This window comes from Streptomyces sp. NPDC046308 (assembly GCF_055588065.1).
The window spans coordinates 460895-485351 of the sequence record NZ_JBVJFB010000001.1 but is presented as its reverse complement, the minus strand read 5'-3'; the positions used below and the strand labels follow the sequence as shown (position 1 = coordinate 485351).

General features: G+C 74.1%; 19 protein-coding genes. 2 read left to right on the top strand and 17 right to left on the bottom strand.

The window, feature by feature from the left end:
* Positions 1–28: 28 nt before the first annotated feature.
* The 17 genes from ACZ6JT_RS02275 to ACZ6JT_RS02195 form a co-directional block, all read right to left on the bottom strand.
* Positions 29–1165: a substrate-binding domain-containing protein gene (locus tag ACZ6JT_RS02275; protein ID WP_469206286.1), complete on the bottom strand. Its 1137-nt coding sequence runs from the start codon at positions 1163–1165 to the stop codon at positions 29–31.
* Between the two features lie 34 nt (positions 1166–1199).
* The gene (locus ACZ6JT_RS02270) at positions 1200–2261 is read right to left on the bottom strand and encodes an ABC transporter permease (RefSeq protein WP_469206284.1); all 1062 of its coding nucleotides are present in this window, start codon (positions 2259–2261) and stop codon (positions 1200–1202) included.
* A complete protein-coding gene (locus ACZ6JT_RS02265) occupies positions 2258–3811 on the bottom strand; it encodes a sugar ABC transporter ATP-binding protein (protein ID WP_469206282.1) in 1554 nt (517 codons plus the stop codon). Before ACZ6JT_RS02265 ends, ACZ6JT_RS02270 begins: the two co-directional genes overlap by 4 nt.
* Positions 3812–3931: 120 nt before the next feature.
* Positions 3932–6724, bottom strand: a complete 2793-nt coding sequence (locus ACZ6JT_RS02260; protein ID WP_469206280.1) for a SpoIIE family protein phosphatase — start codon at positions 6722–6724, stop codon at positions 3932–3934.
* A gap of 117 nt (positions 6725–6841) precedes the next feature.
* Positions 6842–7813, bottom strand: a complete 972-nt coding sequence (locus ACZ6JT_RS02255) for a cyclase family protein (RefSeq protein ID WP_469206278.1) — start codon at positions 7811–7813, stop codon at positions 6842–6844.
* A gap of 104 nt (positions 7814–7917) precedes the next feature.
* A complete protein-coding gene (locus ACZ6JT_RS02250; RefSeq protein ID WP_469206276.1) occupies positions 7918–8667 on the bottom strand; it encodes an LmeA family phospholipid-binding protein in 750 nt (249 codons plus the stop codon).
* A complete protein-coding gene (locus tag ACZ6JT_RS02245; protein WP_469206274.1) occupies positions 8664–10919 on the bottom strand; it encodes an MMPL family transporter in 2256 nt (751 codons plus the stop codon). The genes ACZ6JT_RS02250 and ACZ6JT_RS02245 overlap by 4 nt, the downstream gene beginning before the upstream one ends.
* Before the next feature lie 101 nt (positions 10920–11020).
* Positions 11021–12433 carry a HAMP domain-containing sensor histidine kinase gene (locus ACZ6JT_RS02240; protein ID WP_469206272.1) on the bottom strand — a complete coding sequence of 471 codons (1413 nt, stop codon included), beginning with the start codon at positions 12431–12433 and terminating at the stop codon, positions 11021–11023.
* Positions 12430–13122: a response regulator transcription factor gene (locus ACZ6JT_RS02235; RefSeq protein WP_469206270.1), complete on the bottom strand. Its 693-nt coding sequence runs from the start codon at positions 13120–13122 to the stop codon at positions 12430–12432. The genes ACZ6JT_RS02240 and ACZ6JT_RS02235 overlap by 4 nt, the downstream gene beginning before the upstream one ends.
* 111 nt (positions 13123–13233) lie before the next feature.
* Positions 13234–13845 (bottom strand): TetR/AcrR family transcriptional regulator, encoded by a 612-nt coding sequence (locus ACZ6JT_RS02230; RefSeq protein ID WP_469206268.1) that lies wholly within the window; start codon positions 13843–13845, stop codon positions 13234–13236.
* Positions 13846–14050: 205 nt separating this feature from the next.
* A complete protein-coding gene (locus tag ACZ6JT_RS02225; RefSeq protein WP_469206265.1) occupies positions 14051–14911 on the bottom strand; it encodes a 3-hydroxybutyryl-CoA dehydrogenase in 861 nt (286 codons plus the stop codon).
* Complete coding sequence (locus tag ACZ6JT_RS02220; protein ID WP_469206263.1) at positions 14908–16080, bottom strand: acyl-CoA dehydrogenase family protein; 1173 nt, start codon at positions 16078–16080, stop codon at positions 14908–14910. Before ACZ6JT_RS02220 ends, ACZ6JT_RS02225 begins: the two co-directional genes overlap by 4 nt.
* Positions 16081–16175: 95 nt before the next feature.
* On the bottom strand, positions 16176–17348 hold the full coding sequence (locus ACZ6JT_RS02215; RefSeq protein ID WP_469206261.1) for an acyl-CoA dehydrogenase family protein: 1173 nt from the start codon (positions 17346–17348) through the stop codon (positions 16176–16178).
* Between the two features lie 71 nt (positions 17349–17419).
* Positions 17420–19525 (bottom strand): acetate--CoA ligase family protein, encoded by a 2106-nt coding sequence (locus ACZ6JT_RS02210; RefSeq protein WP_469206259.1) that lies wholly within the window; start codon positions 19523–19525, stop codon positions 17420–17422.
* A 1-nt stretch (position 19526) separates the two neighbouring features.
* On the bottom strand, positions 19527–19718 hold the full coding sequence (locus ACZ6JT_RS02205) for a ferredoxin (RefSeq protein ID WP_376610604.1): 192 nt from the start codon (positions 19716–19718) through the stop codon (positions 19527–19529).
* Complete coding sequence (locus ACZ6JT_RS02200) at positions 19715–21049, bottom strand: NADH-ubiquinone oxidoreductase-F iron-sulfur binding region domain-containing protein (protein ID WP_469206256.1); 1335 nt, start codon at positions 21047–21049, stop codon at positions 19715–19717. The genes ACZ6JT_RS02205 and ACZ6JT_RS02200 overlap by 4 nt, the downstream gene beginning before the upstream one ends.
* A complete protein-coding gene (locus ACZ6JT_RS02195; RefSeq protein WP_469206254.1) occupies positions 21046–21468 on the bottom strand; it encodes a hypothetical protein in 423 nt (140 codons plus the stop codon). Before ACZ6JT_RS02195 ends, ACZ6JT_RS02200 begins: the two co-directional genes overlap by 4 nt.
* Before the next feature lie 411 nt (positions 21469–21879).
* Here ACZ6JT_RS02195 and ACZ6JT_RS02190 point away from each other — a divergent pair, with 411 nt between their 5' ends.
* On the top strand, positions 21880–23052 hold the full coding sequence (locus ACZ6JT_RS02190; RefSeq protein WP_469206253.1) for an aromatic ring-hydroxylating oxygenase subunit alpha: 1173 nt from the start codon (positions 21880–21882) through the stop codon (positions 23050–23052).
* Positions 23053–23253: 201 nt separating this feature from the next.
* Positions 23254–24384, top strand: a complete 1131-nt coding sequence (locus ACZ6JT_RS02185) for a polyamine ABC transporter substrate-binding protein (protein ID WP_469206251.1) — start codon at positions 23254–23256, stop codon at positions 24382–24384.
* Positions 24385–24457: the final 73 nt, after the last annotated feature.

Sequence of the window (24457 nt, the reverse complement as noted above, 5' to 3'; positions counted from 1 at the left end):
AGCCCCCGGCGGTGGCCGGGGGCGTGCGTCACCTGCCCCAGATCTTCAGATACCCCTCGCGGTAGCCGGACGGATCCCAGGACGTGGCGCCGTGGCTGTTGTCGGCCGTCGCGATGTGGACGGGGGCCACGTAGCCGCTGGCGGGCCGGCCGGCGAAGGCCCGGTTGAACTCGTCGACGATCTGCCAGCCCTGCTGGGACAGCGGCTCGGGCACGGTGGCGGCCTGGAACTGCTCGCTGTTGATCCGCTGGAAGGCGGACGGGTCGCCGTCGCCCGCGCCGATGTTGAAGGGAGGTCCGGCCGGCGGCTTTCCGGCCGCGCGCAGGGCCGGGGCCGCGTCCGCGAAGTACAGGTCGTTGATGGCGACGGAGTGGGTCCAGTCGTCCTGGAAGCGGGAGAGGAGGGAGGAGACCGCCTGCGGGGTGCGCCCGGCGGCGTCGGGGATGGGGATGTTCTCGGTCGTCAGGAGGCGCACTCCGGAACAGGTGGCCAGCTCCCGGCGGATGAGCTCGGATTTGTTCTTGGCGAAGGGGATCGAGTCGTCGGTGAAGAGGACGACTCCGGCGTCGCGGCGGGACCGGGCGATGATCCAGTCCGCGCTGATCCGGGCCACGTCCTCCACCTTCGTGGTGACGTTGGTGAAGAGCCGGGGCTGCTCGCTCGGGCCGGGCGACCCGACCGCGTGCCAGCCCACGACCGGGATGTGCGCGGCCTCGGCCCGCGCCATCTGCTGGGAGGTCAGCCGAGGGTCGAAGCCGCCGATGACGATGCCCGAGGGCTTGAGCGTGATGGCCTGGCTGAGCGCCGCCTGGATGCCGGCGGGGGTGCCGTCCCCGTCGATCACCCGGAGCTTCCAGCCGATGGCCTTCGCGGCCTCCTCGACGCCCTGCGCGACGCCGGCGACACCGGGGTTGGTCATGGTCTGCGCGACGTAGACGAGGGTCTTGCCGGACGCCGCCGAGGGCCCGTCGGTCGGGCCGTGCCAGGCGGCGTCGGACTTCTCGGCCTGCCCGACGGCCGCCTCGGCCCTCGCGAGGGCGGCGGGGCAGCCGGTCTCGGACGGCCCGGCGCCCGTCGACGGGCCGCTCCCGCAGCCGGCGACGAGGACCGTGGCCGCCGCCAGCAGGGCTGCGGCCGTGGGGGTGGTCTTGCGGTTCGGGTACACGGTGCTCCTGGCGCGGGTGCGCGTACGAGGTCTGCTACGGGTGGCTGTCCTGCGGTGGTGCGGCCGACCGCTCCGCGGGGGACCGGCGGGCCGCCGTGGCGCCGGAGCGCAGGCGGCGGCGGGCGGAGTAGCCGGCGAGGCCGACGGCGATGAGCAGCGTGCCGCCGTTGAACAGCGGCGTGGCCCAGAACTGGGCGCCGAGCTGTCCGATGCCGGCGAGGCCGATGGCGAGGACGGCGACGGCCACGACGGTGCCGAGGACGTTGGCGCGGCCGGGTTTGATCGTGGTGGCGCCGAGCAGGGCGCCGACGAAGGCGGGCAGCAGGTACTCCAGCCCCACGCTGGGGTTGCCGGTCTGCTGCTGCGCCGCGAGGAGGACCCCGGCGCAGCCGACGATCAGACCCGACGTGGTGAAGGCGTAGACGCAGTAGCGGTGGGTGGGGATGCCGACGATGCCGGCGGCGCGCGGGTTGGAGCCGATGACGTACAGGTACCGGCCGAGCGGCAGCCGCTCCAGGACCACCCAGAGGACGGCCGTGAGGGCGAGGACGTAGAAGGCCGGAACGGGCAGGCCGAGGAACCGGGAGTCGTAGAGGCCGGTGAAGGCGGCCGGCAGGCCGTCCGGGCCGGGCACGATCCGGCCGCCGTCGGTGATCCAGCCGGAGAAGGCGTACATGATGCTGCCGGTGCCGAGCGTGGCGATGAACGAGTCGATCCGACCGAATTCGACGATGAGGCCGTTGACCGCGCCCGACACCGCCCCTCCGAGGACCACCACGAGGCAGGCGAGGGGCCAGGGCCAGCCCTCGTTGACGATGAGCTGCATCACCAGCACGTGCGCCAGGCCGAGACCGTATCCGATCGACAGGTCGAACTTGCCGGCGGCGATCGGGACCGTCGCGCCGAGCGCCAGGAGGGCGGGGATCGACTGGTTGGAGAGGACCGAAGAGATGTTGTCCCGGGTGGGAAAGGTATCCGGCAGGGTGAGGGAGAAGACCAGGAAGAGCAGGACGGCCAGGGCCAGGAGACCGTAGCCGCCGACGAGGTGCCCGCGGAGGTGGCCCAGCAGGGGGCGGGGCGAGGGGGATCGGGTCATCGGCTCTTCGCGGTCCCGGTGATCGGGGGCATGGCCGAGGCGGTCCGGGTGAGCTCGCCGACGGTCAGGGACGCACCGGTCAGTTCGGCGCTCACGGTCCCGCGGACGAACACCAGCGCGCGGTGGCACACCTCCGCGACCTCCTCGAAATCGGTGGAGATGAGCAGGACCGCGAGCCCCGAGGCCAGCGCGTCGTCGAGCAGCCGGTGGATCACCGCCTTGGCGCCGACGTCCACACTGGCGGTCGGCTCTTCGAGGACGAGCAGGCGCAGGTTCCCGCGGAGCCACCGGCCGACCATCACCTTCTGCTGGTTGCCGCCGGACAGGGTGGCGATCGGCACCTCGCTGTCGCGGGGGTGCACCGAGAAGCGGTCGATCAGGGCGGTCGCCTCGGCGCGCTCGCGCCGGGGGCCGGTCCACCGCAGCGCCGGGACACCGGCCGCCCGGGGGTTCGCCAGGAAGTTCTCCCGAACGGTCAGTTCGGCGGCGCAGCCCTCCTCCTGACGGTTGCCCGCCACGAAGCCGACGCCGGAGTCGAGCGCGGCGCAGACCCGGCGGGGGCGGTACGGCCGGCCGTCGAGCAGCGCCCGCCCGCCGAGCATCGGCCGGGCGCCGGCGAGGGCGCGACCCAGGTCGGTGTGACCGGCGCCGGTCAGGCCCACCATGCCGAGGACCTCCCCGGCCCGCAGGTCCAGGCTGACCGGTCCGGCGTACGCGGTGCGCACCCGGTCGAGGCTCAGCAGGGGCCGGCCGGCGGCGGGGCGGGGCGCGGTCGGCGCGTGGGCGGCCGGTTCGTGGCCCACGATGGCGCGCACCAGCCGGGCGGGGCCGAAACCGGCGAGAGGACCGTGTTCGACCACGCGGCCGTCGCGCAGGACGGCGAAGGTGTCCGCCACCTTGTACACCTCGTCGAGGCGGTGGCTGACGTAGAGGATGCCGTGTCCGCGGTCGCGCAGGGCGTGCAGGACCGCGAACAGCCGGGCGCAGTCCGCGGCCGGGAGCGTGGCGGTCGGCTCGTCGAGCACGATGAGTTCGGCGTCGGTGGCCAGCGCGCGGGCGATGGCGACGAGTGAGCGCTCGGCGGGGGCGAGGTCGGCGATGCGGGCGTCGGCGTCCAGGTGCCCGGCGACGATCCGCAGGGCCTCGTCGCAGCGTTCCCGAGTGCGCCGCCAGGAGATCAGTCCGTGCCGGCGCGGGTAGCCGGTGCCCAGGGCGATGTTCTCGGCCACCGTCATCCACTCGACGAGACCGAGGTCCTGGTGGATGAAGGACATGGTCCGGGCGGCGGCGTGGGAGCCGAGCGGGTGGCCGGCCACGCTCACCTCGCCCTCGTCGGCGTGGTGGACCCCGGCGAGCACCTTGATGAGGGTGGACTTCCCGGCGCCGTTGGGGCCGAGCAGGGCGAGGACGCTGCCCCGGTGGATGTCGAGGTCGACCGCGGCCAGGGCCACCGTGCCGCCGAACCGCTTGCCGAGGCCGCGCAGGCGCACGAGCGGTTCGCCACCCGGGGGAGGGGGCGGGCTCATCGAGGTGTCGGGAGCGTCACGCACAGACTTCTCCGGGGGGTCGGCCTCCGAGTTCTTCCCGACTGCTTGGGGGATTCTATGCCGATCTTGCCGCGTATGTCCGGCATTGAACTCGCCGGGACGTGCCCGTCGTGGGCGACGCCGTCACGCCGCGGCGAGGGCGCACTCGGCCCAGATGAGCTTGCCCCCGGTGGTGTAGCGGGTACCCCAGGCCTGGGCGAGCTGGGCGACGAGGAACAGGCCGCGGCCGCCCTCGTCGGTGTTGGCGGCGTGGCGCATGCGCGGGGCGGTGCTGCTGGCGTCGTACACCTCGCAGATCAGGGTGCGGTCGAGGACGAGGCGTACCCGGATGGGTGCGGTGCCGTAGCGGACGGCGTTGGTGACCAGCTCGCTGAGCACCAGCTCCGTGGCGAACGCGGAATCCTCCAGCCCCCACCGGTCCAGCTGGCTCACGGCGGCGGCGCGGACCTCGCCGACCATGGCCGGGTCGGCGCCCAGGTCCCAGGAGGCGATCCGGTCGGCGGGCACGGCGTTGGTGCGGGCGACGAGGAGGGCGATGTCGTCACCGGGGTGCTCGGGCGCCACGGCGTCGAGCACCGCCCGACAGGTCTCCTCGGGGGCGCGGTCCGGGTGGGCCAGCGCGCGGACGAGCTCGTCCAGGGCCACGTCGACGTCGCGGTGGCGGTCCTCGATGAGCCCGTCGGTGTAGAGGACGAGCTGGCTGTGTTCGGGGAGCCGCATCTCGACCGACTCGAAGGGCAGACCGCCGAGGCCGAGCGGGGGGCCCGCGGGCAGTTCGAGGAGCGTCACGGTGCCGTCCGGGTGGACCAGCGCGGGCGGCGGGTGGCCGGCCCGGGCCATGGTGCACCGCTGTGAGGTGGGGTCGTAGACGGCGTACAGGAAGGTGGCGCCGGCGATGCCGCTGCCGAGGGCCGGGTTGTCCCCGCCCTCTTCGCGGTCGAGGCGCACCATCAGGTTGTCGAGGTGGGTGAGGAGTTCGTCGGGGGCCAGTTCCAGTTCGGCGAAGTTGCGGGCGGCGGTGCGCAGCCGGCCCATCGTGGCGGCGGCGTGCAGTCCGTGGCCGACGACGTCGCCGACGAGGAGGGCGACGCGGGTGCCGGACAGGGGGATGACGTCGAACCAGTCGCCGCCCACTCCGGACTCGGCGGGCAGGTAGCGGTGGGCGACCTCCACGGCGTCCTGGGCGGGGAGGCCGCGGGGGAGCAGGCTGCGCTGCAGGGCCAGGGCGAGGGTGTGTTCGCGGGTGTAGCGGCGGGCGTTGTCGATGCAGAGGGCGGCGCGGGCGGCGAGCTCCTTGGCCAGGGAGCGGTCGTCGTCCCCGTAGGGGGCCGGGTCCTGCGAACGGTAGAAGCTCGCGATGCCCAGGAGGACGCCGCGCGCGAAGAGGGGGACGGTGATGAGGGAGTGGATGTTGTGCGCGAGGAGCAGCTCGGCGTGCTCCGGGTCCTGGGCGATCCAGCCGAAGGCGGCCTTCAGATCGGGTTCCAGCACGGGCTGACCGGTGACCAGGGAGCGCATGTGGGGCGTGGTCGGGCGCAGGGTGAGCAGCTCGCCCACCGGGTAGAAGGGGCAGTCCTCGCGGATTCCGTGGACCACCGTACGCCGCATCTCGCTGCTGGGGTGGGCGGACTCGTCGCCGCGCAGGACGGCCTCGGGCACGTCGATGGTGACGAAGTCGGCCAGCCGGGGGACGGCTGTCTCGGCGAGCTCCCAGGCGGTGCGGTCCACGTCCAGGGTGGTGCCGATGCTGTTGCTGGCCTCGGCCAGCAGCTCCAGCCGTCGCCGCGCCGCGACGGCGTACTTGCCCACCTCGGGCTCGCCCACCAGCACCAGCCCGCGGACCGTGCCGCCCGCGGTGTCCTCGGAGCCGGCCGCGTCTGCCGGTCCGGTTGCGGGGGATGTGGCGGACGTGCCGGGTGCGCGGGCCGCCCTCGTCGGCGTACGGGCCGTGGCGCGGGACAGGGGGCCGGGCGGCGGGCCGGTGGGGGCGGGCGCGTGCCGCTCGTCCTCGTCGGGGAGGAGCGCCTCGATCACGATGCCCTCCACCCCGGAGGGGCTCGTCACGGGACGGCTGACGAGGGTGACCCACCGGTCGCGGGAGAGCGACACCTCGGCGGCCGCCCACTGGGCCGAGGACATCAGCTCGGTGGCCTTCTCCTTGAGCGTCATCTGATCGCTCTGCTCCAGCTCGCTCTGGAGCAGCTCGGACATGGCGAGCGCGTGCCCGTTGCCGCTGTGGTCTTCGGCCCCGGTCCGGCTCGCGGCCTCCAGATAGGCGTGCAGCAGGCCGCGCTCACGCGCCGAACTCTGCTCCATCAGCCGCCTTTCGATGGCCTCGCCCGCCTTGCGCACCACGGGGACCAGGGCCGGGTCCGCGTCGGTGTAGGGATAGCCGAGGCACAGGACGCCCTCGATGTGCCCGCTGAGCTGGTCGCGCAGCGGGATCGCCGTACAGGCGCTCGACTGGGACCGCTCGGCGAAGTGCTCGGCGCCGAAGACCTGGCAGAGCCGCCGTTCCGCGAGGGTGAGGCCGATGCCGTTCGTGCCGGCGAACTGCTCGGCGAAGACGAAGCCCGGGACGGTCTGGATCGGGGGGAGGTGCTTGACCATGGACTTCTCGCCGAAACGGCGTTCGAGGACGGTGCCGTGGCCGTCGGCGAGGCTGATGTTCATCCGGCTGCCCGCGAAGACCGCCTCCAGTCGGTCCAGTACGGGCCTGGCGGCGCGGACGAGCCGGCCCTCCGGGTCGAAGTCCTGCGTGAACGGAAGCTCGGACTGGTCGGGCGAGATGCCCAGCAGCTGGCTGCGCTGCCACGAGTGCAGGATCGGCCCCCTCACGCTCCCTTCGACGGACTCGCCGTGCAGGAACCGGTCACGGGGACGCACCGGCCCGATGCGGTCTTCCACCACCCCCATCTGCACCACTTCCCTCGGCCCACGGTCGTCGGCCCTCGGCGCTCGGTGTACATACCGGAATGCTCGGATTTGTCAGATTTGAGTATATTCCTCGGGCTCGCCCTGACAGGATCGCCCTCACAGGACCGCGACGGGATTGACGGGCGAACCCGTCCCGCCCGGGACGTTCAGCGGCGTCACGACGAGCATGAAGGCGTATCGGCCCGCTTCGGCGCAGGCCGCCGACAGCGGTTCCAGATCGAGGTTGTCCAGCAGCGGCACTCCCATCGCGGTGACGGCGAGCGTGTGCACGGGGGAGTGCAGCCCCTCCACGGGAGACGGGCGCACGTCGCTGTCCCCGTCGCCCCCGAGCAGCGCGATGGCGCGCTCGGCCAGCAGCGGCACGGCGTCCACGTGCCAGCCCGCGCTCGCCTCGCCGGGGTCCCAGGGGCCCGTTTCACTTCGGCGGCGGAAGGCGCCGGAGCGCAGCAGCACCGCGTCGCCGTCCCCGATCGTCACACCGAGCGCCTCCTCGGCCGCGAGGAGGTCCCGCGCGTGCACCGCCCGCCCGGGATCGAGCCACGCGGTCCCGAGGACGGCCGGCAGGTCGATCAGTACGCCCCTGGTGACCAACGGGCCGAGCGCCGACACCGCGCCGAAGCGGGCGCCCCCGGCATCGACGGACTCGCGCGCCGCACGGCCGTCGTACAGTCGCCCCCGGTAGGCGACGTGTGACAGCGCGTCGAGGTGGCTGACGCCCTTGCCGTGGTAGTCCACGGCCAGGAAGTCCTTGTAGACGGAGGGCTCCGGGGCCTCCACGTCGCCGAGATCGGACATGTGGTGCAGGGCGGGCTTCGCGTTGTCCGGACCGGGCCGGGTGTCCCAGGGCCGGCCCATCGGGACGACCGTCCCGGACCGGACCAGGGCGGCGGCCCGCCGCACGTGGTCCGCCGTCACCCCGTTCCAGGCCCCGCGGTCGGCCGCCGCCCACCGGCCCCATGTGCGGACCTGCTCGAAGAGCGCGTCGAACTCCCGGCGGGAGACGGCGGGCCCGTTGCCGTGAGCGGGGGACGGCCGGGAGCCGGGGGCGTCGGCGGGGTCGTGGCTCATGCGCGCATCAGCGCTCCAGGGTCCGTAGGGCTTGTCGCCCCAGGATCGCCGGCCTGCTCCGGTACGCGAGCGGACGCGCGGGCCGGCCCCCGATCCGGCCGCTGTCAGACACCCGCCAGGGGAGCCGGGCCGCCCGCCAGGTCGACGTGCAGGCCGTCGGCCCGGACGCGTACGGACGTGGCCTTGAGCCCGAGCGGGTACTCCTTCGGCGCACCCGCCTCCGGGCCGAAGGCGCCGTCGCCCACGCCGAGCCGGCCGGTCGGGACGGAGCGGCCGAACACCGTGAGCCCGTCCACGGTCAGGGTGACCCTGCCGTCCTTCAGGACGGGACGCAGCGTCAGCTGTCCGGCGCCGCCCGGGCCGACGGCGGCGAGGACGGTCCCGCGCGCCGGATCGGTGGTGACCGCGGACACCTGCACGGCGGGCACGGCGGTCCGGATCGCCGCGGCGAGGGACTGTGCGGAGGCGGTCACCTCGGCGTGCGTCGCGCCGACGGCGCCCCCGTCACCGAGGCGGACGTCGTCCAGCCGTGCACGGACGCGGACCTGCGGGAGGCGCCCGACCCGGGCGTCGTCGCTGCTGATGTCGAGACGGGGGATGCTCCCCCGCGCCAGGTCCCACAGGGCCCAGTCGTCGGCCACGCCGACCGCCACGTCCCCGCCGAGGCCGGGCGCCGCCTTCGTGACGTGGTTCCGGATCACGGCGCGGGCGGTGAACTCGGCCGCGCCCGCGGCGACGGCGGCCGAGAGGACCACGGCGGCCGTGACGCTGAGGACGAGGTGGCGGCGCAGGGCCGTGCGGGCCTTCCTCAGACGCGGCTTCCTCAGACGCTGCTTCCTCAGACGCTGCTTCATCGGCGGTCTCCTCGATCGGTCGCCGCCGGGACCGCGGCCGTGGGCGTGGGGGCGGACACGGGCGACGGGGTCGGCGCGGAGGCCGGGCCTTCCGGGTCAAGATGCGGAAGGAGCCGGTCCAGCCAGCCGGGGAGCCACCAGTTCGCCCGCCCGAGGAGGTACATGGACGCCGGTACCAGGAGCAGACGGACCACCGTGGCATCGATGATCACGCTCACGCCCAGGCCGAGGGCGAGCATCTTCACGGCGACGTTCGCAGAGAGCAGGAAGGCGAGGAAGACGCTGGTCATGATCAGGGCCGCGCAGGTGATGACGCGGGCCGTGGCGGCGAGACCGGTGGCGACGGCCAGGTGGTTGTCCTCCCGGTGCAGCCACGCCTCGCGGATCCGGGACAGCAGGAAGACCTCGTAGTCCATGGAGAGCCCGAAGACGATCGCGAACATCATCATCGGCACGTACGACTCGACGGGCACCTTCTCGGCGACACCGAACAGCCCGCCGCCCCAGCCCCACTGGAAGACCGCGACGACCACCCCGTACGCGGCGGCGATGGAGAACAGGTTGAGCACGGCCGCTTTGAGCGCGATCAGCGGGCTGCGGAAGACGGTGAGCAGCAGCAGGAAGGCCGCGGCCACGACCACCCCGATGATCAGGGGCAGTTTGGCGGCGAGGGTGTCGGTGAAGGTCTGGGTGGCGGCGGCCGTGCCGGTGACGTAGCCCGTGGCACCTGTGCCCGCCAGCGCCCCCGGCACCGTCTCGTCCTGCAGGGTGTGGATCAGGTCGGCGGTGGCGCCGTCCTGCGGTCCGGTGGCCGGGGTGACCGTGGTGATGAGCAGGACGTCGTCCGGGCTGGACACCGGGGGCGTCACCGAGGCGACGCCCGGTACGGCAGCCAGCTCCCGCCGGAGCGAGGCGGCGAGTTCCTGGCGCAGGGCCCCGTCGGCGACCTGCCGGCTGTCGAGGTGGGCCACGACGGTGAGCGGGCCGTTGGCGCCGGGGCCGAAGCCCTCGGTCATCAGGTCGTAGGCCCGACGGTCGGTCCTGGCGGTGGACTGCGCACCGGCGTCCACGTGCCCGAGCCGCATGGAGGCGACCGGGACGGCCAGCACCCCGAGCACGAGCAGGCCGCCGACCAGCACCGGCCAGGGGCGCCCGCTGACCCGGACGGCCCAGCGGTGCCAGACGTCCCCCTCGCCGGTGGGCTCGGCAACCGGCGTGCGCACGCGGAGGCGGTCGATGCGGCTGCCCAGCAGGCCCAGCAGGGCCGGAGTCAGCGTCACGGTCGTGGCGGCCGCCACGACCACGCTGATCCCGGCCGCGAGGCCCAGGGTGCCGATGAAGCCCACACCGGAGACGCCCAGCCCGCCGAGGGCCATGGCGACCGTGGCGGCGGCCACCAGCACCGCACGCCCGCTCGTGGCGACCGTACGCCCGACCGCCTCGACCGGCTCCGTGCCCGCGTGCAGCAGCGCCCGGTAGCGGGTGGCCAGGAACAGCGCGTAGTCGATGCCGACGCCGAGGCCCATCATCGCGGCCAGGGTCGGCGACGCCTGGGCGAAGTCGAAGGACCCGGCGAGCAGTCCGAGACCGGCCAGGCCGACGGCGAGCCCGAGCACGGCCGTCAGCAGCGGCAGACCGGTGGCGGCGACGCTGCCGAAGCCGATCAGCAGCACCAGCACGGCGACGGCCAGACCGATGGCCTCCGAGGTGTGGTCGGCGGCCTTGGGCGCGGCCAGCTGCCCGAGCGGGGCCCCGTACTCGACGGTGACGCGGTCCGCGCGCAGCGGCTCGACGGCGCTGTCGACCCCGGCGAGGTAGGAGGGGTCGAAGGTCGCCGGATTGCCGTCGAAGCGGACGGTGATCTGGGCGGTCCCGCCGTTCGCGGAGACCGCGCCGGGCGTGGTGAGCGGGTCGGCCACGGACAGGACGTCCGGCAGCCGGCGCAGGCCGTCCACGGACGCTTCGATCGCGGCCCGGTGCCCGGTGACCGAACCCCCGTCGGAGGTGATCACGATCGGGGCGGCCGTGCCGCCGGAGCCGACGGTGTGGGCCCTCAGCAGGTCGGCGCCGGTCTGCGTGGAGGTGCCCGGCAGGGAGAAGCTGTCCGCGAAGGAGCCGCCCCACGCGTGGTTCGCCGCCCCGAGACCGACCAGCAGCACCACCCACAGGGCGACGACCCGCCAGGCGTGCCGGGCACACCGGCTTCCGATCCGATGGAGGAGACCCGGCCTCACGGCCGATGGAGTGTTCATGGGAGCTCACGGTGCGCGCGGTCTGTAAGGGGGCCGTGGGCGCATTGTTCGGGGAATGTACGGACACCCGCGCGCCCCCGGCGAAGAGGAGCCCGGCCCGCTCACACGCTCCCGGGCGCCGGCGGAAGGGTGACGGTGAAGCAGGCACCGCCCTCCGGCCCGTGCCCCTCGACGCGGATCGCGCCGCCGAGGCGGCCGGTCAGCCGGTGGGCGATGGCCAGCCCCAGGCCGGAGCCGACAGGGCGGCTGCCTCGGTAGCGCTCGTGCAGGGCGCCGTGGTCGAAGGCGACGCGCACGTCGTCGTCCGTGAGGCCCGGTCCGCCGTCGCGGACTTGAAGTGCGGCCCCGCCGTCCGGGGCGGCGCGCACGGCGAGGACCAGCGGTGCGCCCTCGGGCGTGACCCGCAGGGCGTTCTGCACCAGGCCGTCGATCAGCTGCCGTACCCGGAAGGCGTCCGTCTCGACGACGACGGGCCGCCCGGGCCGCTCCAGCCGGAGCCCCACACCGTGACGGGCACAGGGGCCGGTCCAGAAGGCGGCGGCCTCGGCGACGACCGCGCCCAGGTCGGCCGGGGCCATGTCGAGACGGAAGTCGTCCGCCTCCAGCCGGGCCAGGTCCAGCAGGTCCCCCAGGAACCGGTCCAGGCGCCGCGTCTCGTCGGCCAGCACGCCGCCCACCTCGGGCACCCGCTCCGGCTCGATCAGCCCGTCGGCGAGCGCCTCGGCGTACCCCCGCAACGCGGTCAGCGGGGTCCGCAGGTCGTGGGAGACGGAGAGCAGGAACTCCCGCTGCCGGTTCTCGCTGTGCGCCAGCGCCTCGTCCAGCACGTTGAGGGCCCGCCCGATGTCCGCCGTCTCCCGGGGCCCGTCGACGGGGGCCGGTACGCCGCGTTCGCCGTCGGCCAGCCGGTGCGCGATCCGCGCGGCCCGCACCAGGGGACGGGCGATGCGCCGGGCCAGGAGGGCCCCGGCCAGCGCCGCGCCGAGCATGCCCACGATCAGCGGCACGACCACGTTGCGGCGGATCCGGTTCGTGTTCTCGGCGACCACCGCGTACGGCTCGGTCAGCACGACCGCGCCGCCGCGCACGCCGGGCCGCCCCACCAGCAGCACCTCCTCGCCGCCGAGGACGCCCGTGGTCGAGACCGGCTTCCCGGTCAGCAGCGTCGCTTTCGACGCCCGGTCCACGGCCGGGGTGGCGGTCCCGCTCACCGCGCCGTCCGGGCTGATGACCGCGAGCTGCACACCGTTCGGCCCCGCCAGCACCTGGGCACCCGCGAAGAGCGCCTCGGACAGGGCCGGCAGGCGGCTGAGCACCGTAGCCTGACGCGCCAGCTGGTCGCGTTCGCGCTGCTCCGCGCCGTGCGCGGCGGTCTGCCAGGCGATCAGACCGGTGAGGGCCACGGCGAGCGCCGCCACCACGGTGGTCAGCACCACGATGTTGCGCGCGAGGGAGCCGCGGGTACCGGGGCCGTGGCCGGGACGGGGGCCCGGACGGGGGCCGGGGCGGTTCACGTGCGGGGAGCGATCGCGCCGTACCCGACGCCCCGGACCGTACGGATCGGGCTCGCGTCGCCGAGCTTGGCGCGCAGCTGCGAGACGAACACGTCGACCATCCGCGTGTCGCGGTAGCCCGGGTAGCCCCACACCTGGGCGAGCAGCTGCTCCCGGGTGAAGACCTGCCCCACGTGCCGGAGCAGGTGCGCGAGCAGGTTGAACTCGGTGGCGGTGAGCTCCACCGGCTCGCCGTCGCGGCGCACGGTCCGGCTGACCGGGTCCACGCTGAGCCCGCCGAGGCTCTCGGCCGGCCGTACGGGCGGGCCCGCCGCCCGGCGCAGTACGGTCTTGACCCGCGCGACCAGTTCGCGCGGCGAGAACGGCTTGGTCAGGTAGTCGTCCGCGCCCAGCTCCAGGCCGAGGATCCGGTCGGCCTCCTCACCGCGCGCGGTGACCAGCAGCACCGGCGTCCAGTCGCCCGCGTCCCGCAGGGCCCGGCAGAAGGAGATGCCGTCCGTGCCCGGCAGGCCGATGTCCAGCACGATGGCCACCGGACGCATCCGCCGCGCGGCCGCGAGCCCGGCGTTCCCGTCGGCCTCGACGTGGACACCGAAGCCCTCGCGCGACAGGTAGAGCCTCTGGACGTCGGAGATGTGCCGCTCGTCCTCGACGATCAGCACGAGGCCCTTGGACTCCGAACCCGTCATCACTGCCTCTCACGTGCGGAAACACCGTCGATGCTAACCCCGTCGACCCGGTGTTCCGGCGGGCGCGCCGCCGCCCGTACATTCCCCGAACATTCCGCCGGCCCGGCGCCGTCACACCTCCGGGAACACCGGCGCGATCCCGAGGGCGGGCGCGATGGCCCGCCACACCGTCGACTGGGCGGTGGCGAGGTCGACCCGGGGGTCGTCCAGCATCAGGCGGATGCCGAGGCCGTCGCACAGGGCCAGCACCAGCGTGCCGATCGCGGCGACGTCGCACTCGGTGAACTCGCCCGACGCGATGCCCCGTTCCACGGTGCCGGCGACCCACGCGTGCAGCTGGTCGTACAGGTCGACGGCGAGGGTCCGGGCCGTGCCGTCGCGCAGCGCGCGCACCCAAAGCTCCTGCCAGAGCTTCCAGTCCTGGCGGAGCTCCTCGTCCGTGGGCAGCATGCTGCGCACGATGCGGGCCAGGACGACCACGGCCGGGTCCGTACCGGTGTCGCTGCCGGTGTCCGTGCCGGTCCGGGCGAACGAGTGCGTCATCGCCTCGGCGAACAGCTTCTCCCGGGTGTCGAAGTGGTAGTGCAGCAGGGCCTTCGAGACACCGGCGTGCTCGGCGACCTTGCGCATGCTGACGTGCTCGAAACCGATGTCCGCGATCACCTCGCACGCGGCCGTGAGGATGCGTTCCCGCGTTTCGAGTGCGCGCTCGGCCTTGGTCACGTTGGCTGCTCCCCGTGTCGGCGACGCCCGTCGGGTCGGTGGGGTCGGTGGGTGGGTGGTTGAGCGGGTGGCGGGTGGAAGGCCCGGCGGGCGGACCCGCCGGACCACCATCCTCGCGCATCGGGCCCCCGGTCCCCGCCCGTTGGACCGCGGCGGCCGGGGACGGGGCCGGTGGCGGGGCGGGGCGGGCGTGGCCCCCATCGGGTCAGGGATAGGTGTGGAAGCCCCGCCCCGTCTTGCGGCCGAGCAGGCCCGCGTCCACCATCCGGGCCAGCAGCGGAGGCGGGGCGTACAGGGGTTCCCGGTACTCCGCGTACATCGACCGGGCGATGGCCTGGACGGTGTCCAGCCCGATCAGGTCGGCCAGGGCCAGCGGCCCCAGCGGGTGGGCGCAGCCCAGGGTCATCCCCTGGTCGATGTCCTCGGCCGAGGCGATCCCGGACTCGGCCATCCGCACGGCGGCGAGCAGGTACGGCACGAGGAGCGCGTTCACGACGAAGCCCGCCCGGTCCTGGGCGCGGACCACCCGTTTGCCCAGCACACCGGAGGCGAAGTCCCGTGCGCGCCGGACGGTTTCCTCGCCCGTGAGCAGCGAGGGGACCAGTTCCACCAGGGGGAGCACCGGGACGGGGTTGAAGAAGTGCAGGCCGACGACCTGGGCCGGCCGGGAGGTGGCGGCGGCCAGCCGGATGACCGGGATCGACGAGGTGTTCGTCGCCAGCACGGCGTCCCGGCGCTCCACCACCCGGTCCAGCCGTGCGAACACCTCCAGCTTGGCCCGCTCGTCCTCGGCCACCGCCTCGACGACCAGGTCCCGGTCCGCCAGCAGGGACACGTCCGTGGTCAGCGTGATCCGGCCGAGCGCGGCCTGCTGGTCGGCGGCCGGCAGCTTCCCGGCCGCCGCGGCCCGGGCCAGGGAGCGCTCGATCCGATCCAGGCCGGCGTCCGCGGCGGTCCGGTCCGCCTCCACCACCACGACCTCCCGTCCGGCGCGGGCACAGACCTCGGCGATGCCGGATCCCATCAGCCCGCAGCCCACGATCCCGACGCGCTCCACATCGGTCACCGGGTCACCGGCAGCTGCAGGACTCCCGTGCCGCGCTTGACCAGTTCACCCGCGACGATCAGGCGCTGGATCTCGGAGGTGCCCTCCCAGATGCGGTCCACGCGCAGTTCGCGGTAGAGCCGCTCGACCGGGTACGAGCGGTCGTAGCCGCGGCCGCCGAAGATCTGCAGGCACCGGTCGACGACCCGGCCGGACGCCTCGCTCGCCGACAGCTTGGCGATGGCCGCCTTGGCGTGCAGCGTCTTGCGGTCGAGCCCGCCCTCGTCCACCTCCCAGGCGACCTGGTGGGTGTAGGCGCGGTTGACCGCGATGTCGACGGCGCAGTCGGCGAGCATGCCCTGGATCAGCTGGAAGTCGGCGATGGGCGAGCCGAACTGCCGTCGCTCCACCGCCCAGTCGCGGGCGAGCTCCAGGGCGCGCTCGGCCGCCCCGATCGTCCGCGCGGCGATCATCAGCCGTTCCTCGGTGAACCAGGAGCGGGTGATGTCGTATCCGTTGCCGACTCCCCCGAGCACGGCGTCCGCCGGGACGTGCACGTCGGTGAAGGTGAACTCGGGGTGCTCGTAGACGAAGGTGTGCATCCAGCGGGGCACCCGGGTCATCTCGATGCCCGGGGTGTCCTTGTCGACGAGGAACAGGGTCGGCGCCCCCTCGTCCCCGGCCGAGGCGAGCACGATCATGAAGTCGGCGTGGTCTCCGACGGTGACGAACCACTTCTCGCCGTTCAGCACCCAGCCGTCCGCGGTCCGCGTCGCCGTGGTCCGCAGGCTCTGCGGGTCGGAGCCGGCCTCGGGCTCGCTCACCGCGTAGCAGTCGCGGCGCTGTCCCCGGATGACGGGGACCAGGTACCGCTCGCGCTGCTCGGGCGTGCAGAAGGACAGCGCGTTGGCGGGCCGCCACACCATGTCCCACAGGGCGCCGGTGAGCCGCCCGAGCTCCGCCTGGACGGTGACCTGCTCCAGGATGGTGAGACCGGCGCCGCCCCACTGCGCCGGCATGTTGACGGCCTGCAGGCCGCTCTCGAGGACGGCGTCGCGGATCTCGGCGTGGGCCCGCGGGGGCAGGCCGTTGTTCTCCTCGCAGTCGAGCTCGTACTTCGTGATGAACTCGGTGAGGGCGCGCGCCGATTCCCTGAGCTCTTCCTGACGGGCGGTGAGACGGAAGTCCATGTCTGTGGTCCTTGTGATCGCGGGTCGGGTGTTGGTGCGGGTGCGGGTGCGGGGCAGGTACGGGTGCGGTGCGGGGCAGGCGGCGGCAGGAGCGGTCAGGAGGCGGGCAGGGCGAGGGCCCGGGTCCCGCGCTTGATCAGCTCGTTGGCGATGATCAGCCGCTGGATCTCGGAGGTGCCCTCCCAGATGCGGTCCACGCGCAGCTCCCGGTACATGCGCTCGACCGGGTACGAGCGGTCGTAGCCGCGGCCGCCGAAGATCTGCACGCACCGGTCGACGACCCGTCCGGCGGCCTCGCTCGCCGCGAGCTTCGCCGTCGACGCCTTGGCGTGCAGGGTCTTGCGGTCGGTGTGCGGCTGGTCGGCTTCCCAGGCGACCTGGTGGGTGTAGGCGCGGTTGACGGCGATGTCGACGGCGCAGTCGGCGAGCATGCCCTGGATCAGCTGGAAGTCGGCGATGGGCGAGCCGAACTGGCGTCGCCGCACGGCCCAGTCGCGGGCGAGCTCCAGGGCACGTTCGGCGGCGCCGACGGTCCGGGCGGCGATCATCAGCCGCTCGTCGGTGAACCACTCCTTGGTCAGCTCGTATCCGTTGCCGACACCGCCGAGCACGTCGTCGTCGGCGACGAACACATCGGTGAAGGTGAACTCGGGGTGCCCGTTCACCGCGGAGTGCATGAAGCGCGGGACCCGCGTCATCTCGACCCCGGGTGCGTGCTTGTCCACGAAGAAGAGGGTCGCGGCCCGCTCCGGGCCCGCATCCGCCTGCACGAGCAGGAAGTCGGCGATGTCGCCGCAGGTCACGAACCACTTCTCGCCGTTCAACAGCCAGCCGTCCGCGGTCCGCGTCGCGGTGCTCGTGCCCGAGCCGGGGTCGGAGCCCGCCCCGGGCTCGGTGACCGCGAACGCGTCGAACCGCTCGCCCCGGATGACGGGCAGGAGGTACTTCTCCCGCTGGGCCTCGGTCCCGTACGCGAGGACGTTCGCGGGCCGCCAGGGGATGTCCCAGAGGCAGTTGGTGACCTTGCCGAACTCCTCCTCGACGATGACCTGGTCGAGCAGGGACAGGCCGGCCCCGCCCCAGGCGGCGGGCATGTTGATCGCGTAGACACCGGCGTCCATGGCGGCGCGGGTCAGTTCGCGGACCGTGTCGGCCGGCAGCGGGCCGCCGGCCTCCTCGGACCGGTCCTCGTACTCCATCAGGAGCCGGGCGTAGGCGGCGGCACGGGCCTTGAGGTCGGCCTGCTCGGGGGTGTAGCGGAAGTCCATGGTGGGGGTGTCCTCCGGTGGAAGGGATGAGGGCGGAGCCAGGGGAGCGGGGGAGACGGCGATCGGCGGGGTCAGCCGAGGACCGCCCGGGCGTCCAGGGCCAGCGCGCCGTCCGGGCGCACCAGCAGGGGGTTGACCTCCAGCTCGGCGATCTCCGGATGGGCCGCGGCCACCGTGGTGATGCGTTCGATCACGGCGGCCGCGGCGGCCACGTCCACGGCCGGCCGGCCGCGGACGCCGTCCAGCAGAGCTGCGGTGCGCAGCCCGCGCAGCAGGGCCTCGGCCCGCCCTGCCGGTACGGGAGCCAGCGCGAAGGCGACGTCGCGCAGGCTCTCGGTGAGGACGCCGCCGAGCCCGACCATGGCCACCGGCCCGAACCGCGGGTCGTGGTTCACGCCGACGATCAGCTCGATTCCGTCCGAGAGGTCGGCCATCGCCTCGACCGAGTAGGCGGGCGCGCCGAGCCGGGCGCGCATCTCCCGGAACGCGACGAGGAGCGCCTCCCGGTCGGCCAACCGCAGCGCGACGCCGCCCGCGTCCGACTTGTGCAGCAGGTGCAGGGCCTTGAGCACGTACGGGCCCTCGAACTCCTCGGCCGCGGCCAGCAGTCCGGCCTCGTCGGTGATCTCCCGCGCGGCCGGGAAGGCCACCCCGGCGGCGGCGAGGAGCGCCCGAACTCCGTGGTACCCGGGGTCCCGCAGCGGCGCGTCCGGCGCGGGCAGCGCGGGGAACTCCGGGAGCTCCGCCGCGCCGCCCGCCGTTCCCCGGCCGGTCAGCGCCGACAGCGCGCGGGCCGCGTCCTCGGTGGCGGCGAACACCGGCACCCCCGCCTCGGCCAGCACCCGGCAGCTCTGCGACCTCGGATACATCGACTGCACGACCAGCGGCTTCGGCGCGGCCGCGAGGTGCGTGACGATCTTCTCCGCGGCCAGCGTCTCGCCCTCCGCGAGGACGGAGCCGCCGGCCGGGCCGCCGCCGAGGCCCCCGTCGGAGGCGGCGTAGCCACCGAAGTAGCCCGTCATCAGGACCGCGTCGACCTCGTCGGCGGAGAGGAGCTCCGCGACCGCGTCGGCGTACGAGAGGGGATCCTGCTCGCCCATGCCGGCCAGGTCGACGGGGTTGCCGACCGCTGACTGCTGCCACAGCACGGTCCGCAGCCGTGCCTGGGTGGCCGCGCCCAGTTCCGGCACGTCGAGTCCGGCGTCCTCGGCGGCGTCGGCGGCGATGGCGCCGTGGCCGCCGCCGTCGGTGAAGACCGCGGTACGGGCGCCGCTCGCGCGTCCCTGCGTACGCGGCCGGCCCGGCCGGGCGCTCAGGGCGGCGAGGACGACCGTCATCTCCCTTGGCGTGCGCACCAGTTCCACTCCCGCGTCGCGGCAGGCGGCGGCCACCACGTCGGCCGAGGTGGTGAGCGCCCCGGTGTGCGACTGCGCGCTGCGCGCGGAGGCGGTGCCCCGCCCGGCGGTGAGCAGGACCACCGGCTTGCCCGCCGCGGCGGCGGCCCGGGCGAAGGCCCTGCCGTCGCCGAAGTCCTCGGCGTACACGGCGATCGACGTGGTGGCCTCGTGGCGGGCGCAGTCCTCGACGAGGTCCACGAGGGTCACGTCGGCCTGGTTGCCGAGCGAGACGAACCGGGAGAAGCCCAGGCCGTGCGGGGCGCCGCGGAGCTGGAGTTCGAGGGCGAGGTTGCCGCTCTGGCTCAGCAGGGCGACACCGCCGGGCGCGAAGCGGTCCGAGGCGAGGTACAGCTCGGTCGTGTTGTCGGCGATGCCCAGGCAGTTGGGGCCGACCAGGACGGCTCCGGCCTCCCGGACGCGGGCGACGACCGCGCGTTGGCGGGCCAGACCCTGCGGGCCGGCCTCGGCGAACCCCGCGGTGATGCCGACGATCGCCCTCGCCCCGCAGGCCAGGGCGTCGTCGACGGCCGCCTCGAACCCGTCGCCGGGGACGGAGACCACCACCAGTTCGACGGGCTCCCCGATCGCGGCGAGGGACGGGGCGGCCGGTCTGCCGAGCACGGTGCCGCCGCGCCGGTTCACCAGGTGCACCGGCCGCCTCCGCCCGTCGGCGCGCAGGGCCTGGGAGGCCACGGCGTGCCCGTACTTGGCGGGATCGTCACTCGCGCCGACCACGGCGACGGAGCGGGGGTCGAAGAGGGCGCTCAGATCGCGTCCCATGTCACTTTTCCAGTCGGAGTGCGGAGTTGGGGCAGCTTTCGGCGCAGGCGCGCGCCGCTTCCTCGGTACCGGAGGGGACCGCGACGGCGATGACCTTCGCGTAGCCCCATTCGTCGAGTTCGACCAGGCCGGGCGCGTGTTCCTGGCACAGCCCGTAGCCCTGGCAGCGGGTGGAGTCCAGCAGGAGTTTCACGATGTTCCTTTCAGGGCGGGCAACGGGGTCGGGAGGGCCACGGCCTTCGGCACGGCCGCGGCGGACGCGCACCCTGTGCGCGGGGCCACGTCGGGCACGGCGACCGTGAGGCGTCGGCGGCCGTCCGCGGGATCGGAGCCCGCGCAGACCGGGCACGGGCCGGCCAGATGGGAGCGGACGAGCCGGGGGAAGGCGCGGAGCAGGCTGCCCGCGATGCCCGCGGCGGCGTCGAGCAGGCCGCAGGCGCCCCGCCCCCGCAGCCCCTGCGACCAGCGCAGCAGGCCGTCCGCGGTGTCCGGCCCGGCCGTCCCGGCGGCGAGGGCGTACAGGGCCTCGCCCACGGCCCTGGTCCCGGAGACGCAGACCCCGCACTGGCGGGCGCTCTCGGCCGCGAGGTGGCCGGCCGCGTCGGCGGCGGCGGCCACCGGGCAGGTGCCGGGCGACAGGAAGCGGATCGCTCCGCAGCCCAGGGCGCTGCCGGCGGCGGTCAGCGCGCCGCGTTCGAGCGGGAGCCCGGCCACGGCGTCGGAGTCGAGGAGTCCGCCGAACAGGCCGCCCATCAGCGCGCCGGTGGCCTCCGGGACGCCGAGCAGGGACGCCAGGGTGCGCAGCGGCGTGCCGATGGGGACTTCGGTGAGGACCGGGGTGGCGGGCCCGCCCGACAGGGTGACCAGGGTGGAGTCCGCGATCCGCTCGCGCAGGCCGGGGCGGGCGGCGGTGAGGGCGATGCGGGCGAGGGTCTCGACGTTGGAGACGAGGGTCGGCGCGCCGCCGACCCCCCGCTCGAAGGGACGGGGCGGTTTGACGGTGGGCAGCGCCGGTCCGCCGTCGATCCGGCGGACGACCGCGCTCTCCTCCCCGGCGACATAGGTTGGGGCGGTCTCGACGACCTCGACGGGCAGACCGGGGTCCCGTTCGGCCAGGGCCCGGCGGACGCGGGCGCCCGCTTCGGGGTCCGAGAGGTAGACGTAGCCGCGGACGGCGCCCGTGACGGCGGCGGCGCGGACGAGTCCGTCGAGGACCAGATGGGGCCGGGACCGCAGCAGCCAGCGGTCCTTGACCGAACCCGGCTCGCCCTCCTCGCCGTTCGCCACCACCACCGGGCGGCCGCCCCGGTCCCGTATGGAGCGCAGTTTGACGCCGACCGGGAAGCCGGCCCCGCCGCGACCGCGCAGGCCGGACGCGGTGAGGTGGTGCAGCAGCTCGTCCGGCCCGGTGGCGGCGGTGTAGCCCCCGGCGGCGCGGTACGCCTCGGCGCTCTCGACCGCGTGGGGTGACGCTCCGAGCACGGAGCCCGGTGGCGGCTGCGCCGGCCGGCGGATCGTGGTCATCGGCTTTCTCCTGTCGGGGGAGGGGTCCGCAGGGTCCGTACGGCGCTCTCCAGCGCGGCGCGGTCCCTGGCGGTGCGGCCGTACCCCGGTCCCGGGAGGCCGATCAGCATGCGGTGGTGGTCGAGGACCACCTCGGCGGCGAGCAGGGCGGCCGCACGGTCGCCCTGCCCCGGCCCCGGATCGGGGCCGGTGGCCACGGCGGTCACCAGCTCGGTGACCTCGGCCAGGTAGCGCAGCCAGCTGTGCCGGCTGCCCCGCAGGACCAGGCGTTCGACGCGGCGCCGCTCGGCGGCCGCCAGCTCGGCGGGCGCCACGGGCGGGCGTCGCGAGGAGGCGCGCAGGGCGGCGACCGCCGCAGGCAGTTCCCGCTCGGGTTCGGGGGTGAGCCCGAGCCAGTCCAGACGCCGACGACCGCTCATGCGTGCCTCCGGGAGGGGTGGGGTGGGGTGGAGGAGGGGGCGGGGAAGGGGGGCTCCCTTGACCGGTGACGTCGGTGACGTCGGTGAGGCCGAAGACGTACGGCAAGCAGGGAGGGAGGGAGAGGGGTGCGGCCGGGGCGGGTGCCCGTGAGGCGGGGCTGCGTCCGGCCCGACAAAAGGCCCAGAAGTGGAGGAACGCCGGTGCAGCGACGAGAATTACGCTAGCTGACCGATCGGTCAGCGTACAAGTCTTGACCCGGCGGAAATCAGCCAGCAATCTGACTGTCCAATCGGTCAGCAAGGTTGCGGCGCCCGCCGCGGCCTGCTGCCCGCCGCTGGGTCGTCTCGCCATCCCTCTCTGAACCGGACGCCGAACCGATCGCCGCACCGCCGGCACGGAGGAGTCACCCGATGTACTCCAGAGCCCCTGAACGAACCCCCGCCGGCCCCGACCAGCAGCCGGTCCAGGACGCCCCCGGGCACGCACTGTCAGCCCGCTACTACACCGACCCCGGCACCGCCGCCGCCGAGACGCGGCAGGTCTTCGCCAGGTCCTGGCAGCTCGTCTGCCACGAGTCCGACCTGCCCGGCCCGGGCGCCCGGCTCGCCGCCACGGTCGCGGACCGGGAAGTCCTCGTCGTCCGCACGGAGGACGGCGGCCTGGCCGCCCACCTCAACGTGTGCCGGCACCGCGGAACACGCCTGGTCACCGTCCCCGAACCGGACGGCAAGGCCATCCGCTGCCCGTACCACGGCTGGACGTACCGCCTCGACGGCAGCCTCGTCGGCGCCCCCGAGGCCCGACAGATCCCCTGCCTCGACAAGCCCGCGCTCGGCCTGTTCCCGGCCCGCGTCGAATCCTTCCTCGGCTTCGTCTTCGTCAACCTCGACCCCGACGCCGTACCCCTGGCGAAGCAGTGCGCCGGGCTCGCCGAAGCGGTCGGCCACTACGCGGGCGCCGACCTGGTGCCCGTCGGCCGCAGCCGCATCCACGACCTGGCCGGCGCCGAGGTGCAGCAGGCCAACTGGAAGGTGGCGGTCGACAACTACCTGGAGGGCTACCACGTCCCGGTGGCCCACCCCGGGCTGATGCGGCTGCTCGACTACCAGGGCTACACCTGCGAGATCGAGGACTCGTACGCGCTGTTCGCCTCGCCGCTGCGGGACAAACCGTCCTCGAACTGGGCCGAACGCCTCTACCAGCGCATCGCCGCCCCCATGCCCGGCCTCGCCGAGGCCGACCGACGGGTCTGGCGGTACGCGGTGATCTACCCGAACACCCTCATCGACTTCTACCCCGACCACGTACTGGCCTGGACCGCGATCCCGACCGCGGTGGACCGGGTGGCCGTGCCCGGCGCGTTCTACACCCGGCGCGGCACCGGCCTGCGCACCCGGCTCGCCCGGCGCCTGAACATCCACATCGGCTGGATCACCAACGACGAGGACGCCGAACTGGTCGCCCGCGTCCAAAAGGGCCTCTCCACCCCCGGCTTCGAGCCCGGGCCCCTGTCCCGCCGCGAGTCGGCGGTCGGCTGGTTCGCCGGCCGCATCCGGGCGGACCTCGACACCGCGCAACAGTGAGCCGCTCCCGCCGAAGGCCCGCCGCCGGCACCCCCGTACGGCCACCCCCCGGCCGCACCCCCTAGGCGGCCCGCCCCGGCACCACCCCGCACCGCCCCGGCACCACCGCACACCGCCCCCCGCCGTACAGCGTCCGCGCCGCCCCCCGGTCACCACCCCGGCGCCCCCATCCCCCCGAGGCCCCCTACGGAGAGGACCCCCATGTCCCCCGAGGCACTCCGCCCGTCCAGACGCTCCTTCCTCCGCGCCGGCACCGCCACGGTCCTCGGCCTCGCCGCCGCCGGCTGCGGATTCGCCTCCGGCACCGACCCGGCCGGCGAAGCGGCCGGTCAGGCGCCCATCGACGTCAAGGTCGACGGCGACCTCGTCTATTTCAACTGGGCCGACTTCGTCGACCCCGCCGTCTTCGAAGGATTCGAGAAGGAGTACGGCGTCAAGGTCGTCCAGTCGAACTTCGACTCCATGGAAGGCATGGCCGCCAAGCTCAACGCGGGAAACCGCTACGACGTCATCTTCCCCACCGCGAAGTGGTCACAGCGCCTCGCCGCCGGCGGCAGACTGCGTACGATCGACCACACCCGGCTGAAGAACGCCGAGGCCGTGTTCGGTGGTTACGACTACTTCGCCGACCCCTGGTACGACCCCGGATCCGCCCACACCGTGCCGTTCACCATGTTCAAGACCGGCATAGGCTGGCGCCGCGACCGGCTCGGTGACCTGACCGGCTCCTGGGACGACCTGTGGAACGCCCAGGCCAAGGGAAAGGTCTTCGTCCTCGACGACCGCGACGAGGTCCTCGGCATGGGCGCCCTCAAGCTCGGCCTCGACCTCACCACCGGCGATCCGGGCGACCTCGCACGCGTCACCGAAACCCTGCGCTCCCTCCGCCCCCGTCTGCGCGGCTTCTCCAGCGACAGTTACAACAACCTGCTCAACGGCAACGCCGACATGACCCAGGCCTGGAGCGGGGACATGGCCGCCATGCTCGCCCAGGCGGAGGACCCCACCGTCTTCGGCTTCGAAGTCGCCCGCGAGGGCGCCCCCGTCAACTCCGACTGTTACGCCATCCCCGCCAACGCGGAGCACCCCGGCACCGCGATGCTCTTCATCGACTACATGCTCCGCCCGGAGAACGTGAAGAAGAACATCGAGTACATCGGCTACCCGATGCCGGTCCGCGGCACCGAGGACACCTACACCGCGCTCGTCGAACCCTTCCCCCAGTGCCAGGTCACCGCGCGGGACCTCAAGGACGACAGCTACTTCCGCAACGGCACCGCGGAGGGCGAACAGCGCCGCGACGCCGCCTGGACCGACGTGAAGGCCGGCTGACATGCTGCGACGCGATCGATCCGGCCCCGCCGCCCGCCCCCGCCCAGGAACGGCCGCAGCGTCCGGGGCGCGG